This is a genomic window from Aliiroseovarius lamellibrachiae, from assembly GCF_018599245.1.
Taxonomy (GTDB): domain Bacteria; phylum Pseudomonadota; class Alphaproteobacteria; order Rhodobacterales; family Rhodobacteraceae; genus Aliiroseovarius; species Aliiroseovarius lamellibrachiae.
Map to the genome: position 1 here is coordinate 279,486 of NZ_JAHEVJ010000004.1, position 15,885 is coordinate 295,370.

At 54.6% G+C, this 15,885-nt stretch carries 19 protein-coding genes; 8 read left to right on the top strand and 11 right to left on the bottom strand.

What is annotated here, in order from left to right; genetic code table 11:
• The first annotated feature begins 42 nt into the window (after positions 1–42).
• Complete coding sequence (locus KKW20_RS09305) at positions 43–249, top strand: cold-shock protein (RefSeq protein WP_214567598.1); 207 nt, start codon at positions 43–45, stop codon at positions 247–249.
• Positions 250–413: 164 nt separating this feature from the next.
• Here the strand turns inward: KKW20_RS09305 and KKW20_RS09310 are convergent, their stop codons facing one another.
• The gene (locus tag KKW20_RS09310; protein WP_214567599.1) at positions 414–1,568 is read right to left on the bottom strand and encodes a DUF3644 domain-containing protein; all 1,155 of its coding nucleotides are present in this window, start codon (positions 1,566–1,568) and stop codon (positions 414–416) included.
• A gap of 105 nt (positions 1,569–1,673) precedes the next feature.
• Positions 1,674–2,582, bottom strand: a complete 909-nt coding sequence (thyX, locus tag KKW20_RS09315; protein WP_214567600.1) for an FAD-dependent thymidylate synthase — start codon at positions 2,580–2,582, stop codon at positions 1,674–1,676.
• A gap of 240 nt (positions 2,583–2,822) precedes the next feature.
• Here thyX and KKW20_RS09320 point away from each other — a divergent pair, with 240 nt between their 5' ends.
• Genes KKW20_RS09320 through KKW20_RS09335 form a run of 4 tightly spaced genes read left to right on the top strand, consistent with a single transcriptional unit; the run spans position 2,823 to position 6,488 of the window.
• The gene (locus tag KKW20_RS09320) at positions 2,823–3,875 is read left to right on the top strand and encodes a hypothetical protein (RefSeq protein ID WP_214567601.1); all 1,053 of its coding nucleotides are present in this window, start codon (positions 2,823–2,825) and stop codon (positions 3,873–3,875) included.
• Positions 3,876–3,879: 4 nt separating this feature from the next.
• Positions 3,880–5,235: a surface lipoprotein assembly modifier gene (locus KKW20_RS09325; protein WP_214567602.1), complete on the top strand. Its 1,356-nt coding sequence runs from the start codon at positions 3,880–3,882 to the stop codon at positions 5,233–5,235.
• A gap of 55 nt (positions 5,236–5,290) precedes the next feature.
• The gene (locus KKW20_RS09330) at positions 5,291–5,719 is read left to right on the top strand and encodes a VOC family protein (protein WP_214567603.1); all 429 of its coding nucleotides are present in this window, start codon (positions 5,291–5,293) and stop codon (positions 5,717–5,719) included.
• Between the two features lies 1 nt (position 5,720).
• Positions 5,721–6,488, top strand: coding sequence for a DUF1194 domain-containing protein (locus tag KKW20_RS09335; protein WP_214567604.1), 768 nt, complete (start codon positions 5,721–5,723; stop codon positions 6,486–6,488).
• Here KKW20_RS09335 and KKW20_RS09340 read toward each other — a convergent pair.
• The 3 genes from KKW20_RS09340 to KKW20_RS09350 form a co-directional block, all read right to left on the bottom strand.
• Positions 6,482–6,979, bottom strand: a complete 498-nt coding sequence (locus tag KKW20_RS09340; protein ID WP_425514262.1) for a MarR family winged helix-turn-helix transcriptional regulator — start codon at positions 6,977–6,979, stop codon at positions 6,482–6,484. The two genes, KKW20_RS09335 and KKW20_RS09340, sit on opposite strands and share 7 nt — an antisense overlap.
• A gap of 110 nt (positions 6,980–7,089) precedes the next feature.
• Complete coding sequence (locus KKW20_RS09345; RefSeq protein WP_214567662.1) at positions 7,090–7,311, bottom strand: succinate dehydrogenase assembly factor 2; 222 nt, start codon at positions 7,309–7,311, stop codon at positions 7,090–7,092.
• 119 nt (positions 7,312–7,430) lie between these two features.
• The gene (locus KKW20_RS09350) at positions 7,431–7,835 is read right to left on the bottom strand and encodes a helix-turn-helix domain-containing protein (protein WP_214567605.1); all 405 of its coding nucleotides are present in this window, start codon (positions 7,833–7,835) and stop codon (positions 7,431–7,433) included.
• An 88-nt stretch (positions 7,836–7,923) separates the two neighbouring features.
• On the opposite strand from KKW20_RS09350, the gene KKW20_RS09355 reads away from it, so the two are divergent.
• From KKW20_RS09355 to KKW20_RS09365, 3 genes are all read left to right on the top strand, one after another.
• Positions 7,924–9,126, top strand: coding sequence for a pyridoxal phosphate-dependent aminotransferase (locus KKW20_RS09355; protein ID WP_214567606.1), 1,203 nt, complete (start codon positions 7,924–7,926; stop codon positions 9,124–9,126).
• Positions 9,127–9,246: 120 nt separating this feature from the next.
• Positions 9,247–9,648, top strand: coding sequence for a hypothetical protein (locus tag KKW20_RS09360; protein ID WP_214567607.1), 402 nt, complete (start codon positions 9,247–9,249; stop codon positions 9,646–9,648).
• 4 nt (positions 9,649–9,652) lie between these two features.
• Positions 9,653–9,967: a DnaJ family domain-containing protein gene (locus KKW20_RS09365; RefSeq protein ID WP_214567608.1), complete on the top strand. Its 315-nt coding sequence runs from the start codon at positions 9,653–9,655 to the stop codon at positions 9,965–9,967.
• 158 nt (positions 9,968–10,125) lie between these two features.
• Here the strand turns inward: KKW20_RS09365 and KKW20_RS09370 are convergent, their stop codons facing one another.
• The 6 genes from KKW20_RS09370 to ppk2 all read right to left on the bottom strand — a co-directional run bounded on the left by KKW20_RS09370 (position 10,126) and on the right by ppk2 (position 15,786).
• Positions 10,126–10,872 (bottom strand): anti-sigma factor family protein, encoded by a 747-nt coding sequence (locus tag KKW20_RS09370; RefSeq protein ID WP_214567609.1) that lies wholly within the window; start codon positions 10,870–10,872, stop codon positions 10,126–10,128.
• The gene (locus tag KKW20_RS09375) at positions 10,869–11,378 is read right to left on the bottom strand and encodes an RNA polymerase sigma factor (RefSeq protein ID WP_214567610.1); all 510 of its coding nucleotides are present in this window, start codon (positions 11,376–11,378) and stop codon (positions 10,869–10,871) included. Before KKW20_RS09375 ends, KKW20_RS09370 begins: the two co-directional genes overlap by 4 nt.
• A gap of 44 nt (positions 11,379–11,422) precedes the next feature.
• Entirely contained in the window at positions 11,423–12,004 is a 582-nt protein-coding gene (locus KKW20_RS09380) for a COG4315 family predicted lipoprotein (protein WP_246534527.1), read from the bottom strand.
• Positions 12,005–12,085: 81 nt separating this feature from the next.
• Positions 12,086–13,450 carry an MATE family efflux transporter gene (locus KKW20_RS09385; protein WP_214567611.1) on the bottom strand — a complete coding sequence of 455 codons (1,365 nt, stop codon included), beginning with the start codon at positions 13,448–13,450 and terminating at the stop codon, positions 12,086–12,088.
• 44 nt (positions 13,451–13,494) lie between these two features.
• Positions 13,495–14,625, bottom strand: a complete 1,131-nt coding sequence (locus KKW20_RS09390) for a lytic murein transglycosylase (RefSeq protein WP_214567612.1) — start codon at positions 14,623–14,625, stop codon at positions 13,495–13,497.
• A 132-nt stretch (positions 14,626–14,757) separates the two neighbouring features.
• A complete protein-coding gene (gene ppk2, locus KKW20_RS09395) occupies positions 14,758–15,786 on the bottom strand; it encodes a polyphosphate kinase 2 (protein WP_214567613.1) in 1,029 nt (342 codons plus the stop codon).
• Positions 15,787–15,885: the final 99 nt, after the last annotated feature.

The window sequence follows — 15,885 nt, forward strand, 5'->3', positions numbered from 1 at the left end:
GTCGCCGCATGTTGCGGGTGACATACTTTAGGAGAGACGGAAATGGCTTCTGGCACCGTAAAATGGTTCAACACAACTAAAGGCTACGGCTTCATTCAACCTGACGATGGCGGCGCAGATATCTTTGTGCACATCTCAGCTGTTGAGCGTGCTGGCCTGACCGGCCTGGCCGACAACCAGAAAGTTACCTTTGAGCTGGAAACAGGTCGTAACGGTAAAACTTCAGCTGGTAACCTCGAGCTGGCCTAAGCATTTTCCCGCAAGCATGTTGCGTAAAAGTGGGAACCGGTTTTACGCTTCCCGAACATGCGCCATGCTGCGAGTAATGTGAGACCCCCGCTGATCTTGAGATTGGCGGGGGTTTTCTTTTTTTTGGGGTTACTCATAGCCTGTGCTTAATACTGATTATCTATTTAGCAACCGACCTCTTTGCAAAGCAGTTGGACCCATCGCTCATTGTAGGAATAACTTTTGTATGTTGGGTTGTAGTAGCAATAATCCAAATTTGTTTTCTCCGGCCTTTCCACCCCACCCACTGGTCGAACTTTCTTGGACTTCCAAGCTTGCGTATGCATATGCTGGTTAAATTGACCACCAGTACGATTATTCACCTCAATAACAACCTGCCCCGCCAAAAACGGGTGAGTTAAGGCAGAGGGTTTATGCTTCACTAAAACGTTTTTCACGTCCTCGCCTTCAGCACTATCTGGCGAAATAAAGCGCACAAAAGAAGATGACTTCGAACCTGCAACAGTGGTGTAAACAACAGAAAATTGGAATTCTTGGTCAGATTGTTGGTCTTCTGTCAGCCCATCAAAAACTTCCGAGTTAATCGCTTTAATTGCTTGTGGCAGCTCGGACCGGAGCATTGTTTCGGACTGCTCAATAGAGATTCCAGAAAATTGAAGTGAGAAAGCTAACTCTTTTGAAAGCGAAAGCCGTTCGCCAAAAAGTTCAACAATCTTCTTTTCATAGTTGACACAACAAGCTTGGAACACCCCCAACCAGTCACCGATACGTGGGCCGACCAGATTGTGCTCTACGCTATCCCGAATGCTAATAACAGCCTTGAGATTGTTCTTGATACCTTCGGAAAAGGGGCATCCGTTATGCTTCAAAAAATCGGAAAGTGAAATTGCACTACCATTTTGCCGTTTGGTTGGGAGGTCGTTTTCATCTGCGAATTCGATCGCAAGATAGGTCCACGCAATCACGGCGAGCACTGAAAAGGTTTCAGCTCGAAAGCTGATGGCGGGACTGTTAAATACCTGAACAGCTAACAACATAGCTTCACGCGACTTAACCAACCTTTCATCCAAAAACGGGCTCAAACCCGTTTGAGCGTCAAACGACCGCTTAAAGGCTCGATATTCTTCCAACTCCTTTTTAGCAGCGGCCTTTTGGTTTGGATCATCGCGAACGTCGTAGATTCTCCCGACATTTACCGTGCAGGGACGAAAAGAGTTAATCTCAGTAACAATATCCTGTGCACGCCAGTGCTCATTTAAGAACCCCCTAACAATCCGTTTCTCATAGACATTTAAGCCACCAGTTTTTCCAAATTGCATTCTACCCCTCCATAATTGAGAGTTGGCCGCGCCTCACAGCGCGCCTGTTCTTCACTTCATTTGATCCCCCAGATCAAATGATCAGGGCTTAGCCCCGACCGTTCATCACCCCTTCAACTCACCCTCAAACTCACGCCATTCGCCCTTCGACATGCCGGAGTTTTCCTGCGTGACCTCTTCGCCCTTTAACATCCGGCGAATGCACTCCATCGCGCGGCCGGACATATTGGCCCCGCCCATGCGGTAATCCTCAAACGCGCCGTAGGCGGCGGGCACCCAGTCGGCGACGATTTTGCACATGGCGTCGGCGTAAACGCGGATTTCATATTGTGCGTGATGGTCGGCCCGCAGGCGCAGGAAGTGGAACAGGTTGTGCAGGTCCACTTTCCAATACCACTGGGTATAAATATTCGCCGGAAGGTTCATCCGCGCAAGCTCGCGCGCCAGCCCCTGTTGCCCGTCGTCTGAAATCATCGCCTCGTAATTGTCATAGGCCCGGTTGCTGTCGGCCTTAAGGATTTCCAGAACCCGTGCGGCCTCTTCCCCCTCAAGCGTTGCCCCGCGCCCTTGGTTGTTCACCACCGATTGCGCCGCCACATGCTCGGGCGCCGGGATATAAAACTCCCGATCCAAGATCGAATACCGCGCGGAGTATTCGTTCACATTCGCCGTCCGGTGACGGATCCATTGACGCGCCACAAACACCGGCAATTTCACATGCAGCTTAATTTCGCACATCTCAAACGGGGTCGAATGCCAGTGCCGCATGAGGTAGCGGATAAGCCCCTCGTCGTTTTGCACAGATTTGGTGCCCTTGCCGTAACTCACCCGCGCCGCCTGACAAATCGCAGCATCATCCCCCATGTAATCAATGACGCGGACAAAGCCGTGGTCCAGCACCTCATGCGCGGTATAGAGATGCTTTTCCATCCCCTCACTGACGGCACGCAAGGTCGTTTGGGGCTGGCTGCGCTGCTCTTCAATCTCGGCTTTCTGCTCAGGGGTAAGGGGCATGACGAATCTCTCTGTGGCTGTGTCTGGCGCCACTATATCTAGGCGCAGGTGATTGCTAAACTGCTATATACCGGAAAATCCGCACAATAGATGGCCGCCCATCGAGGCAGCGCAAGCGACGCAAGCGCACAACACCCACCGGCAAAAATCATCTAAGGCCAAGGGAAACTTGACAAATCACCCCCACCCCGCCCTGATATGAAAAAAACTAAATCGAAATATCCCTTGAGGGGCAGGTCAATGAAAAAACTACTAGTGGCAGGAGCTGTTTTAACAGCACTGGGGGCCTGTAATGGCCAATACAACCCGTTGACCAATCCAAAGCCTGCGGAAACAGAGCTTCCCCCTGGGACAGAAGACCCCGGGTCAGGCAGCTCGGTTGAACGTTATGAAGCTGAGGATGGAAATGGCAACGGCTATGCCCAGTCCATCACCTACGATGAGGCGAGCAACACATTCACCGTCGACAACCTCGCGTTTGATGGCGCCAATGAATACACGCAAGACGATGATGTGGCGACCTTACGCAGCTACCGCGTGTATGAAAACGCCTCAACATTCAAAGACAGCGTAACCGGCACGCCGATCAACCAATTCAGTCATAAGGCCATCCTTGGCATCAGCAAAAACACCAATGCCGATGGCACACCCGTCAGCCAATTTGCTGTTGTGCGCACGGGCGCCTATCGGGGTTATGGTTTTGGCGGCTTTATGTATGAACGCAATGGGGGCGTGGTGTTGCCCACTTCCGGACAAGCAACATTTAGCGGCGACTATGCCGGTTTGCGCGACTTTAACGGCCAGGCCGGGCTGGAATACACCACCGGCGATATGGTGTTGGACATTGATTTCAATGACTTCAACGCAGGCGACGCCGTGAAAGGTCGCATTACCAAGCGTCAGGTTTATAGTCTCGATGGCATCAACCTGACCAGCACCTATGTCACAGAAATCAACGCCGACAACGCCAGCTCTGATGGTTGGGTCGATCTTCCAACCACCCCAAACCAACCGACGGGTCCGAGCGAGCCAACCAATCCGGCCAACGCGGTTTACCTACCCACCTTAACCCTCACCGTAAGCTCGGATACCTTAAATTCCGCTGGCGAATTGACCAACGGCATCAGCAGTAGCCATTCAGGTGTTGTCCTTGAAAATGGCAATTATTACGCCGTTCTTGCTGGCGAAGGTGCAGATATGGAAGTGGCAGGCATCGTTGTGATCGACGGCAAAGATCCCGGCAACGACAGCGTCACAATCCGCGAAACAGGCGGCTTTATTCTGTACCGTTGATCCGATGACACGTTTGAAACCTTGGCTTATTGCTGGCCTATTGGCCCTGTCCCCGCTTTCGGGTCAGGCGCAATCCGTCACGCTGTCCCCGGTGCAAATGCACCAAACCGCGCGCGCGGCTTTGGCTGCACATAACCCTGCGCTTGCCTTGGCCTTGGCCGATGCACTTTTAAAGGTTTCCCCTGATCAATTTGGTATTTTGATCCTGAAATCACGGGCAGAGCGGGATTTGGGCAAGTTTTCCGCCGCTCGAAAGTCCGCGCGCCGCGCGTGGAAATTGGCCAAAACACCCAACGCGAAATTCGCAGCCTCCTTGATCACGGCGCAAGCCTTGTCTTCGGCAGGCAGCAAAACCCGCGCGCAAATCTGGTTGCGGCGCGCATCTGATCACGCCACAACACCGGCCCAAAAAGCGCAATTACGGCGAGATTTCAACTATGTTCGCGCGACGAACCCGTGGCGCGTCAATCTCGGCTTTGGCATGAACCCCAGTTCCAATGTCAACGGTGGGTCGTCTAAGGATACGATCACGCTGTTTGGGTTCCCATTTGCCTTGTCAGACGATGCAAAGGCGCTGTCCGGGTTTCAGGCCTTTGCAACCGCCGATATCTCCTATCGCCTGAAGGAAACGCAACGCTCCCGGACATCTTTGGGATTTCAGGCCTATCATCGGGAAACATGGTTAAGTGATGACGCAAAAGAGGCCGCCCCAACCGCCAAAGGTGGGGATTTTCGCTATACCTCTGCGGCCCTGACCTTCAAGCACCAACATATCATTTCGAACAAAGGCACACGGCTTGATCTGTCCGCCCGCCTGGGGCGCAATTGGTACGGCAACGCGCCCCTATCCAATTTCGCAGGCCTTGGCGCGGACGTGCATTGGCGTCTTTCAGCCGGCAAAAGGCTAAGCCTGCGCACGCGTTTTGATCTTCAAGATCATCAGGACGACGAAACCCCAAACACCTACATCGGATCTTTTGGAGTACGTTATAGCTTGCCCGCACTGGGGCATCGCTGGACGCTTTCCGGCGATTACCAACAAAGCTTTTCAGAAAGTTTATCCCGCGAATACAAAGAGTTTCGCGCAGGAGTGGATGTTGCTTTGGGAAAACCAATTGCAGGTATGGATGTCTCAATGGGCGTACAAGCCAGCACGCGTTCTTATGACGTTTCACGCTATGCAGCCGATGGACGGCATGACACCAGCATTGAGGCAAACGCGGCCATCACCCTTAACACACTTGGCCATCTGGGCTTCTCTCCTGTCGTGACACTGCGCCACCGCCACACAAACTCGAATGTCTCACTCTACAGCACCAACGAAACGGCGCTCGGGCTTTCGCTGACCTCGAATTTCTAACCTTTCCCTCGGTTTAAGTTCTGCTAGGCTTGTGCCAGTCAAAGGAGAGATTGAGATGGATATCCGCTATCTGCACACCATGGTTCGGGTCAAGGATCTGGACAAAACCATCGCATTTTTTGAATTGCTGGGGTTGGAAGTGATCAGCCGTCGTGATTTTGAACAAGGGCGGTTTTCATTGATTTTCATGGCGCCTCCCGGTCAGCCTGAATGCCCCGTTGAGCTCACCCATAATTGGGATGGCGATGAAGGCCTGCCCACAGACAGCCGCCATTTCGGCCATCTCGCCTATGAAGTAGAGAATATTTACGAGATGTGCCAACACCTTGCCGACAACGGTGTGGTGATCAATCGCCCGCCGCATGATGGGCGCATGGCTTTTGTGAGATCACCTGACAATATTTCTATCGAGTTTTTGCAAAGGGGCGAGGCCCTGCCAAAACAGGAACCATGGGCAAGCATGGAAAGCATCGGAAGCTGGTAACATGCGCAATTGGGTTGTTGGGTTTGTCATCCTGGCATCAACCGCCTCCCCTGGCACGGCCGAGACCTGTCGTCAGGCCTTAGCGTTGGGGTTGGATGTCTCGGGGTCTGTTGATGCCAAGGAATACCGGCTGCAACTCGATGGGTTGGCGGTCGCGTTGCGACAAAAGGATGTCCAAACTGCTTTTTTGGCCCAGCCCAACGCCCCCGTAGCCTTAGCGATTTATGAATGGAGCGGGCCCAGCGACCAACGGATGTTAACCGGGTGGCGCAGCATTCAAACCGCAAATGATTTGGGAATTGTGGCGGAACAATTGGCACAGACCCAACGCCTTCCAATGGATCCCTCAACTGGGCTGGGCACCTCTATTTCATATGGGGCCGCTCTTTTGGCGCAACGCCCAAATTGTTGGCAACACACGCTCGATATTTCCGGGGATGGGATGTCTAACGCCGGGCCGCGACCGCAGGACGTTCGCCATTTCCCAGATGTAAGCGCGATTACGATCAACGCCTTGGTCATCGCCCCGTCGCCAACCGAGCGCGAGGCTGGCGCCAGCGAGTTGGTGCGCTATTTTGAAGAGCTTGTAACGCAAGGCCTGTTCAGTTTTGTAGAGCAGGCAAACGGGTTTGATGCCTATGCTGATGCGATGGCGAAAAAACTGCTACGCGAACTATCTGGCATGGTCCTCTCTTGGCAGGAACCAAAAGCATTGCAAAAGCGGCAAGCCGCGCCCACGCCAGGCCACTTTGCAGATCACCCTCAATAGATATACCGAATTTGATCCATCCAGTACCGTTCCACACGCTTCAGTGCCGAATTGATCTCTTCAACCCCTTCAGGTCCTAAAACACCGCGGGATTGCAACCCTTCGGCATGTCGTTCAAACAGCCCACCGACCACATCGCGAATGGCCCGGCCTCGTTCCGTCAAACGCACGCGCACGGAACGGCGGTCAACTTCGCATCGTTGATGATGCATGAACCCCATTTCGACGAGCTTCTTCAGGTTATACGAGACATTGGACCCTTGGTAATACCCTCGGGACTTTAACTCGCCAGCGGTGACTTCATTGTCTCCGATGTTAAACAACAACAGGGCCTGGACGGCGTTCACCTCCAGAACACCGACACGTTCAAACTCGTCCTTGATCACATCAAGAAGCAGTCGATGCAGACGTTCGACCAGCGCGAGTGAGTCCAAATACTGGCTCACAAAAGTCTGGTTGACGGTCTGCGCAATTGGGGAATGCATGCTCATTCGTTACTCCGACATTTTACTTGTCGACCAGTTTTCAGAGCAAAATCAGAATATTCAGTTAAATACCTAAGGTAGTTAGGGAAAATTTTCGATAAATCAAAGGGCGCGCGTCACCGCGCCCCAGCATAGGCTGCAATCTCTTCGATCAACACCGAAAATCGTTTCGGGGCAGCGACTTGACCACTGACCCATTGGTACAAATCCTGATCATTTTCCGCCAATAGGCGTTCGTAGTGGTCAAGATCGTCCGCCGACATTTTGTTCAGATGGCCGTCTGAATATTTTTTCAGGATGATATCCATCTCTTTGATTCCCCGCCGCATCGACCGCATTGACAGTCGTTTTAGCCGATGTTCAGGGGTTTCATTTTCGGCCCCGGTCGGAAGCTCGCTCAGAAGAGCATTCAGCGCATCATTCTGGGCCCGTTTTTGTTCATCGTCTTGTGGGGTATTCACAATTCACCTCCGTCCATCCGTTTGCGTAGTTTCTTTTCAAGACGTCCCAAACGATCAGCCGAGGCGGTCATCTGCGTTTTAATATCCCGAATTTCGATCAGAATGTCGCGAATTTCTGGAATTCCATTGTCGTCAAGTTCGGGCTGATCGACCCCTTCTCCCTCGCCGGTCAGCAACCATTTCAGCGAGACGTTCAAGACGCCCGACACCATCTGCAGCTTATTGGCACGCGGCTCTGACAGATCCTCTTCCCAGCTGCGCAGCGTTTTGATCTTAACCCCCAAACGGCGCGACAGGTCAGATTGTGTCATTCCGACAGCTTCACGCGCCCCCGCCATACGATCGCCGAATGTAGCTTCGTGTTCCGAGTACCACCCGCCTGTGTTGTCAGTCTCACTCATCGAAATGCCCCTTTTTGGTCAACATGCTTGAACGCAATTCCTGCGCAGCCTAGAAGCTTCGGGAACAAGATACAAACAGAGGTGACACATGGCTTTCCTTTCTGCGACATTGAACCGCGTTAAACCTTCTCCGACCATTGCTGTTTCGACCCTCGCAAACGAGCTGAAGGCCGCAGGGCGTGATGTGATTGGTCTGGGCGCAGGGGAACCTGATTTCGACACGCCACAAAACATCAAAGATGCGGGCAAAGCGGCGATTGATGCGGGCAAGACGAAATACACGGCCCCCGACGGTATGCCCGAGTTGAAGCAAGCCATTGTCGACAAGTTTAAACGCGAAAACGGGCTGGACTATACGCCGGCGCAAATCTCGGTCGGCACCGGCGGCAAACAGATCCTGTACAACGCGCTGATGGCGACCCTGAACCCGGGCGACGAGGTGATCATCCCGGCCCCCTATTGGGTCAGCTATCCGGATATGGTGCTGCTTGCGGGCGGCGAACCTGTTGTGGTCGAATGCCCGATTGAAACCGGCTTTCGCATGACACCCGAACAGCTAGAGGCGGCGATCACGCCGAAAACCAAATGGCTGATCTTTAACTCGCCTTCAAACCCAACCGGGGCCGGTTATACCCGCGGCCAGCTTAAGGCGCTCACCGATGTGTTGCTGCGCCACCCCCATGTCTGGGTGATGACCGACGATATGTACGAACACTTGGCCTATGACGGGTTTGAGTTCTGCACCCCGGCCGAGGTGGAACCGGCGCTTTTTGATCGCACCCTCACCTGTAACGGCGTGTCCAAAGCCTATGCAATGACCGGCTGGCGCATTGGCTATGCCGGGGGCCCGGTGGAGCTGATTTCCGCGATGCGCAAAATCCAGTCGCAATCCACCTCCAACCCCTGTTCGGTCAGCCAATGGGCGGCGGTTGAGGCCCTCAATGGCACGCAAGATTTCATCCCGGAAAACAACAAGGTGTTTGTGCGCCGCCGCGATCTGGTGGTTGAGATGTTGAACCAAGCCAAAGGGTTGGAATGCCCGGTGCCGGATGGGGCGTTTTACGTCTACCCGTCGATCAAAGGCTGCATCGGGAAGGTTACCAAAGCAGGCACCTTGATTGAAAACGACGAGATCTTCGCCAAGGCCCTGCTTGAGGAAACCGGCGTGGCGGTAGTGTTTGGCGCGGCCTTTGGCCTTAGCCCCAACTTTCGCGTCAGCTACGCGACCTCAGATGATGCCCTGCGTGAGGCCTGCACCCGCATTCAAACCTTCTGCGCCGAGCTCAGCTAACAAAACCGCTGCCCCCCCCCGTGTCGTTGGGGGCAGCAAATTCCCCCCTGTGACGCAGAATGCAACATTTCAACACGCCACCGTCTCTGATATATGTTGAATGTGATCAAGGAGCGACCGATGGCCACTGAACTGCCAGAATATTATTTCCGTGTGCGTGACAACGGGGCCTTTGTTTTTCGTGTGGATACCGAGAACCGCCAGCGCCGTATCGACATGGACCAAATCGCCGTCGTCAACATCCGCAATGGCGAGATCCGACCGCAGGGCGACCGCCAATTGTCTGATGACGACGCTGCGGCCATTCAAAACTGGATGGAAGAACGGCGCGCGATTTTGGCAAAACGTGATATCGACGATATTCTGCGTGCGGTGGATTATCTGAACACCACAACCCACTGGGCGCAATCCAAAGCGGCCGATGAGGATCTGGAAGAGGTCACTGATGCGCTGTTGTTGGCGATGCATGATCTAAGATCCGTGCTGGTGCGCAAAAAAGCCGACCGTATGTTAAAAGGGTGATCCCATGCCCCATCCTCTTGACGCGTTGATCAATGAAAAGCTGCAACAAGCGAAAGAAGAGGGCGCCTTTGACAATTTGCCCGGTGAAGGCAAACCCATTGATCACGGCCACAGCCCCAAAGACGCGCTTTTTAACCGCTTGATGGTGGAAGCCAAAGCAAAGCCGCCAGTGGTCACGCTGACCGAGGAGATTGCGGCCTCACGGGCACGATTGGCATCGCTGACAGATGACGCCCCCCGCAAGGCTGAAATGAAGATCTTGGCAGATCTTCAGACCCGGTTGGCGATCGAGAAAGAACTCCATCAACGGTATGGGTAAGGATGTATTCGGCTCAATCACAGCTCCGCTGACAAAGCGCCAATTCGCTGCGGCTACGCAAATGGCTGCTTTTTGAGCGGACAGATGATTTTTCTTCGAAAGCACAAGCTTTTCGTCTGCTTAAGCTGTGTTGTGACTGAGGCGGACCAGTTTCGACTTTATATGAGCTGTTCCTGAATCTCTCGTGCTATCTGACCCATTGGGTCGCGCGCCTGATCGCCCACCAATGAATACTGCCAAGGCCCATCTTGCCAGTAAACCGTCAAGAAGCTGTCTTCCTCATGATATCTGAACGACCGACGCTGTGTTGTAGCGCCATGCGTGGCCATAAGGCTGAGCCGGTCGCCATCGCGGTTCTCATACATAAAAAGAGCCGAGGCATGATCGCCCGCAGGCAGAAGACGCCCGCCAATAAGAGTATATCCGGTTTTGCCCAGTTGCGGCGCAATAATCGTTGCGCCAAGTCGGTTCGACAGCCAAGTTTGCAAATGATCTTTTTCGTGGGCGGCGACTTCGACAGGGTGCAAGACCTCACCGACGTAGAGGGCATGCGCGGCTGTTGCCTGTTCTGCAAACACCGCAAGATCTGTGCCCACCTCGCCGTTGCGAAGCGATACCGCATAGCCAACCCCAAGACCAACGGCAAAAATGGCGATAGATGCGGCAATGTTCCAAACGGGGCTTGGCGTGCTGTGAACCTGACCTCGCAAGCTGCGAAGCCGCGCCGCTGAAGGCACAGGGACCGCCTTGTCAATCAACGACGATTGACGGCGAAGCGCATCGTGCAATGATCGGTGTTCGGGGTGCGTGGCCAGATGGGCCTCTAGGCGGTCTTGTTCTTCGGCGGAAAGCTCTGCGTCAATGCTGCGCGCAATCAACTCTTCCACGGATGTCTTCAGGGTCATTTCACGCTCCTGATTTGTGTGATGGCTGATGCGCCAACATCAGTCTTGATCTTAGCGCGTGCACGCGAAATGCGCGACATCAGCGTTCCCTTGGGAATGCCGAGCGCCTTTGCCGCCTCGTCATAGCTCAACCCAGCAATTACAACCGCCAGCAAAGCCTCGCGCTGGTCTCGCGGAACTTTTTCTATGCTGCGCCAGACCTCTTTGATTTCAAGCCGCTCTTCCGCCGTACTGGTGATTGCGGCCAGATCTCCGACCTGATCAAGATCAACGGTGGGAAAGCGCGTTTCGCTTCGCCAACGGTCGCGAAAAATGTTGAGTAGCATCTTGGTCAACCAAGGTTTCAGAGGTCGCCCGGGCAACCATAACAAACGCTTTCGTAGCGCGCGTTCGATGCAGTCTTGCACCAGATCATCTGCGGCGTCCTGATCGCGCGTCAGCGACCAAGCATAGCGCCAGAGATCTGGCAGACAGGTTTCAAGCTGGGTTTCAAATGATTGGATCATAAGGGGTAATGGGGATGGACAAGGCCCATCCCCAATTCCTGAAATTAGGGGCGCGCCGTATGCCAAACACCTTTAACACCGTCACCGGTCATGTCACCTGGCTTTTGGTCTTTGAACCACAGATAGAGCGGCTGATCTTCATAAGCGACCTGCAGGCCACCATCCTTGCGTTCGATCAAGCTGTAACCCTTCTCCAACGCCATTTCTGCGTTCCCCATCAGCGGCGGCCATTTAGCGGCGCAACCATCATAGCAGTTGGATGTGCCTTTCTGGTCCTTGTCAAAGGTGTAGAGCGTCATCTTCTGCGCATCCATCAGGTAGATCTCTCCGTTGAATTTTCCTGTAGCTGCGGGCGCGGCCCCGTGGCCATCGGCGAATGCAAAAACAGTGGTTGCGACCAGCGCAGCGCTGGCCAGAGCAAGGGATTTGAACGACATAGTCTTCTCCAGTTTTTTCAAGCCTGCCAAGCCGCAGACAAAACAAATACGGATGGGCGGCGAAAATATTCCCGCTTGCGAAATTTTTTTTACGAACCAGCCATTCGTTGCTCTTGCAGCATCCGCCTTTGTGGGCTCAAAGCAGACCTTGGACGCGCCCCAGCATGAGGGTGTACTCAGGTCGGTCAACACCATCACTTACGGATCAAACCAGCTGTTTCGCAAGATGGCTCAGGTTGTGGCGCAGAACACGCCGATCACCACCACAGCCTACCCCACCGGCACCCCAATACGAGAGGACTTTGTCCAGAACCGCCAGCTCATGAACACACCGGCAATCGCAAGGCCAATGACCAGACCCATCCAGACCCCTTCACCACCATACCCCCAGCTTATGCCCAGAAAATACGACATCGGCATCCCGATGATCCAATAGCTGATGGTGGCGATGATCATTGGCACTTTGGTGTCATGCACCCCGCGCAATAGCCCCAGGGCCATGACCTGAGCCGCATCCGCAAATTGAAACAGCGCCGCCACCGCCAAAAGCGATGTGCCAACCCGCAGGATATCATCGCGCAGCACTTCGTTCGGATCCAGGAACAAGCCAATCATCTGATGCGGCAGCCCAAGGAAAATCACCACCGAGATCACCCCAAACAAAACCGAAATGGACGTGATGACCAAAGCCCCTTTGCGTAAGCCCGCTTCGTCCTTACGGCCCAGCGCGCGCCCTGCCCGCACAGTGGCCGCATTGGACAGGCCAATATGCACCATGAAAAATGCCGACACGATCTGAAGCGCAATACCGTGCGCGGCCAACTCCAAGGTGCCGATCCAGCCCATGACCACGGTTGAGGCTGAAAACAGCCCCGCTTCGGCCAGCGATGTCAGGCCAATTTGACTGCCCATCCGGCTGACTTCCCGCAAAGCTTCCCAATCCGGGCGCCACATACGGTGAAACAACGTATGCTCCGGCAAGGCTTTCGCGGCGTAAATCGCCAAGGCCAGAAAGGCCGCCAGCTGCACCGTCAAAGACGCAATCGCCGCCCCGCGTACACCCAATTCTGGCGCGCCAAAATTCCCGAAAATCAGCACATAATTCAAAAACCCGTTCAACACGGCGGCAAACAAAGTGCCCCAAAGCACAACGCGTGTCAGTTCCAGCGCAGACAGATAGCTTTTCAGCACCATAATGCCCAGCGCCGGGAAAAGCCCCCAGCCCGCGATGCGCAGGTAATCTTGCGCCACAGCGGACAGGTCAGGGTCTTGCCCCATCGCCAGCAGCAAAGGTTCCGACCACCACAATAGCGGCATGACAACGATGCCGACAATTCCAGACGCCCAGAACGCCATACGCGTCACCCGGCGCACTTTGGTGTCATCACCCGCCTCTGACGCGGACGCCACCATCGGCATCACCGCCCACGCACAGCCTGATCCCATGATCAGCAGCACAAAAAAGAACGTGCCCGCCAGGACCACAGCCGCCAGCGCTTCAACGCCGTACCAGCCAAGCATAACCGTATCGACAATCTGGATCGCAAATTGCGCCAGATGTGACCCGATCAGCGGCAACCCAAGGGTCAGGGCCGCACGCGCGTGATAGGAATATGTTTGCTCTGAATATGTCATCCGAACATGCGTAGGGGCAATTTCGCCCCCCGGCAAGCGCGAAGTCAGAGTTTGGCCAACAGCCCTATCGATGGCTTGCCGGTCACGGCCAGCCCCCGACTTTGCTCAAAGCTTCGAACAGCGGCAATTGTCTTTGGACCGATGACACCATCCGGTTCCCCCACATCATAACCCGCGCGCGCCAAAGCCTTTTGCAAGCGGATCCGGTCGGCCAAGCGCATGCCATTGGCATCCGGCCCAAACCGGTGCCGAAGCCCCCCACGCCCGGCCAACAGATCAGACAAGATGCCAACCCCGATGATGTATTTCTGCGCGTTATTATACCGCCCCAGAACCTTATAGTTCGGACCAGCAGAGAACCGCGGCCCCTCAGCACCCGCCGGGGCAATATCCCCCCCCGCACTTTCGCGTCCCCAGCGCGCGCCCGTCACCCAGCCATTGCGCGACAGATAGGCCGCAGCCGAGGCCAAAGCGTCGGTCGGGTCATCGTCCCAGATATCCCGGCGACCATCGCCGTCAAAATCCACCGCAAACGCCTGATAGCTGGTGGGGATGAACTGCGTATGCCCCATTGCACCTGCCCAGCTGCCGTTCATGCGCGCGGGCGAGATATCCCCGCGCTGGATAATCTGCAGTGCTGCAATCAGTTGCTTTTCAAAAAATGCGCCGCGCCGTCCGTCATAGGCGAGCGTTGCCAGGGCCGATAGTGTGGGGATATCGCCGCGGCGGGAACCATAGCGGCTCTCAAGCCCCCACACCGCGGCGACAACCTCCTTTTCGACACCATATTTGGCTTCGATCTTCGAAAAGAGGGCTGCGTGTTTGGATAACATCGCCCGCCCCGTTGCCACGCGGCTTTCTGATGTGGCAATCGCCATGTAATCCTCAAAACTGCGCTTAAACTCGCTTTGGTTGCGATCCGTTTTGATCACGTCGGGCAAATAGCCAATGGTCGGAAAGCTGCGCGACAGGGTTTTATCAGAAATGCCGCGTGCCTTGGCACGTCCGCGCGCGCCCGCCAGCCAGCGGTCAAAATCCGGGTTGGCCACAACCGCAACACGCGACCGGCCCACAGGTTTCGCACTGGACTGCGGCCCCCCTCCCCCTGTTGATCCCATACAGCCCGAAAGCACCAATGCCGCCACGCTGGCAGAGAAGAAACGTCGATCCATCATAATCACCTGTTATCAATATGGTGATCAGTCTAGCGGTCACAGGCCCAGACACAAGATGCCGTTGCCCCATACGGAAAAGGGCGGCAGGTTTCCCCACTGCCCTTCAGTGTTACTGGCCGCCAGTCCGACGACTTAGCTGCTGTGGCGTTGATCCGGATGCAGGCTGGCCCCGAGAATATGGCTCGCGTTGTGGATCACCTGACTGGCGTGTCCGACAATGAGCGGATCGGGATTGTTCACCAGCTCGTGGTCTTTGTCGGGATATTCCACGGTGGACAGGAAGTGGCGCATACATTCCAGGCGCGCACGCTTCTTGTCGTTCGACTTGATGATGGTCCAAGGTGCATCTGCGGTGTCGGTGTAAAAGAACATCGCCTCTTTCGCCTCGGTATAATCATCCCATTTCGACAAGGACGCCACGTCGACCGGGCTCAGCTTCCAACGCTTCAACGGATCATCTTTACGGCTGTCAAAACGGCGCTTTTGCTCTTCTCGTGTGACCGAGAACCAGTATTTGTAAAGGCGAATGCCAGAACGCGTCAGCATGCGTTCATATTCCGGGGTCTGACGCATGTATTCGAGATATTCGTTGGGCGTACAGAAGCCCATGACCCGTTCCACACCGGCGCGGTTGTACCAAGAGCGGTCATAAAAGACCATTTCCCCTTTGGTTGGCAGGTGCGAGACATAGCGTTGATAGAACCACTGGCCACGTTCCGCATCGGTTGGTTTATTCAGCGCAACAACACGAGCTTCGCGAGGGTTCAAATGCTCCATAAAGCGTTTGATCGTTCCGCCCTTACCTGCCGCATCCCGGCCTTCAAACAGCAATACAAATTTCTGACCGGTCTCACCAACCCAACGCTGAACTTTCAAAAGCTCCGCCTGAAGCTTGGCTTTCTGACGTTCGTAATCCTTTTTGCCCATTTTGACATCATAGGGGTATTTGCCATTTTCAAAGGTCGGCTTGCCCGCGTCGGAGGCAACATTTGGAAACCCAGCAGCATTGGCCCGTGTCGCGGTCACATCCACGCTTTCAGACGAGGGGGGTGTTGCCGATTTTTCGATCGGTTTTCCCGCAGGTTTCGCCGCCACTTTCACGGTGGTTTTGTCCGCTGGGTTGCTGTTTGCACTGTTCGCGCGCGCCGTGGATTGAGCCATATGCTACTCTCCTAATCTGACCTTTGTTGAATTCGTCTTCAGCTACCCTATCCAGATCAAACCTGCCTTGATCCGGGTCAAAAAATTGTAACGAATTCA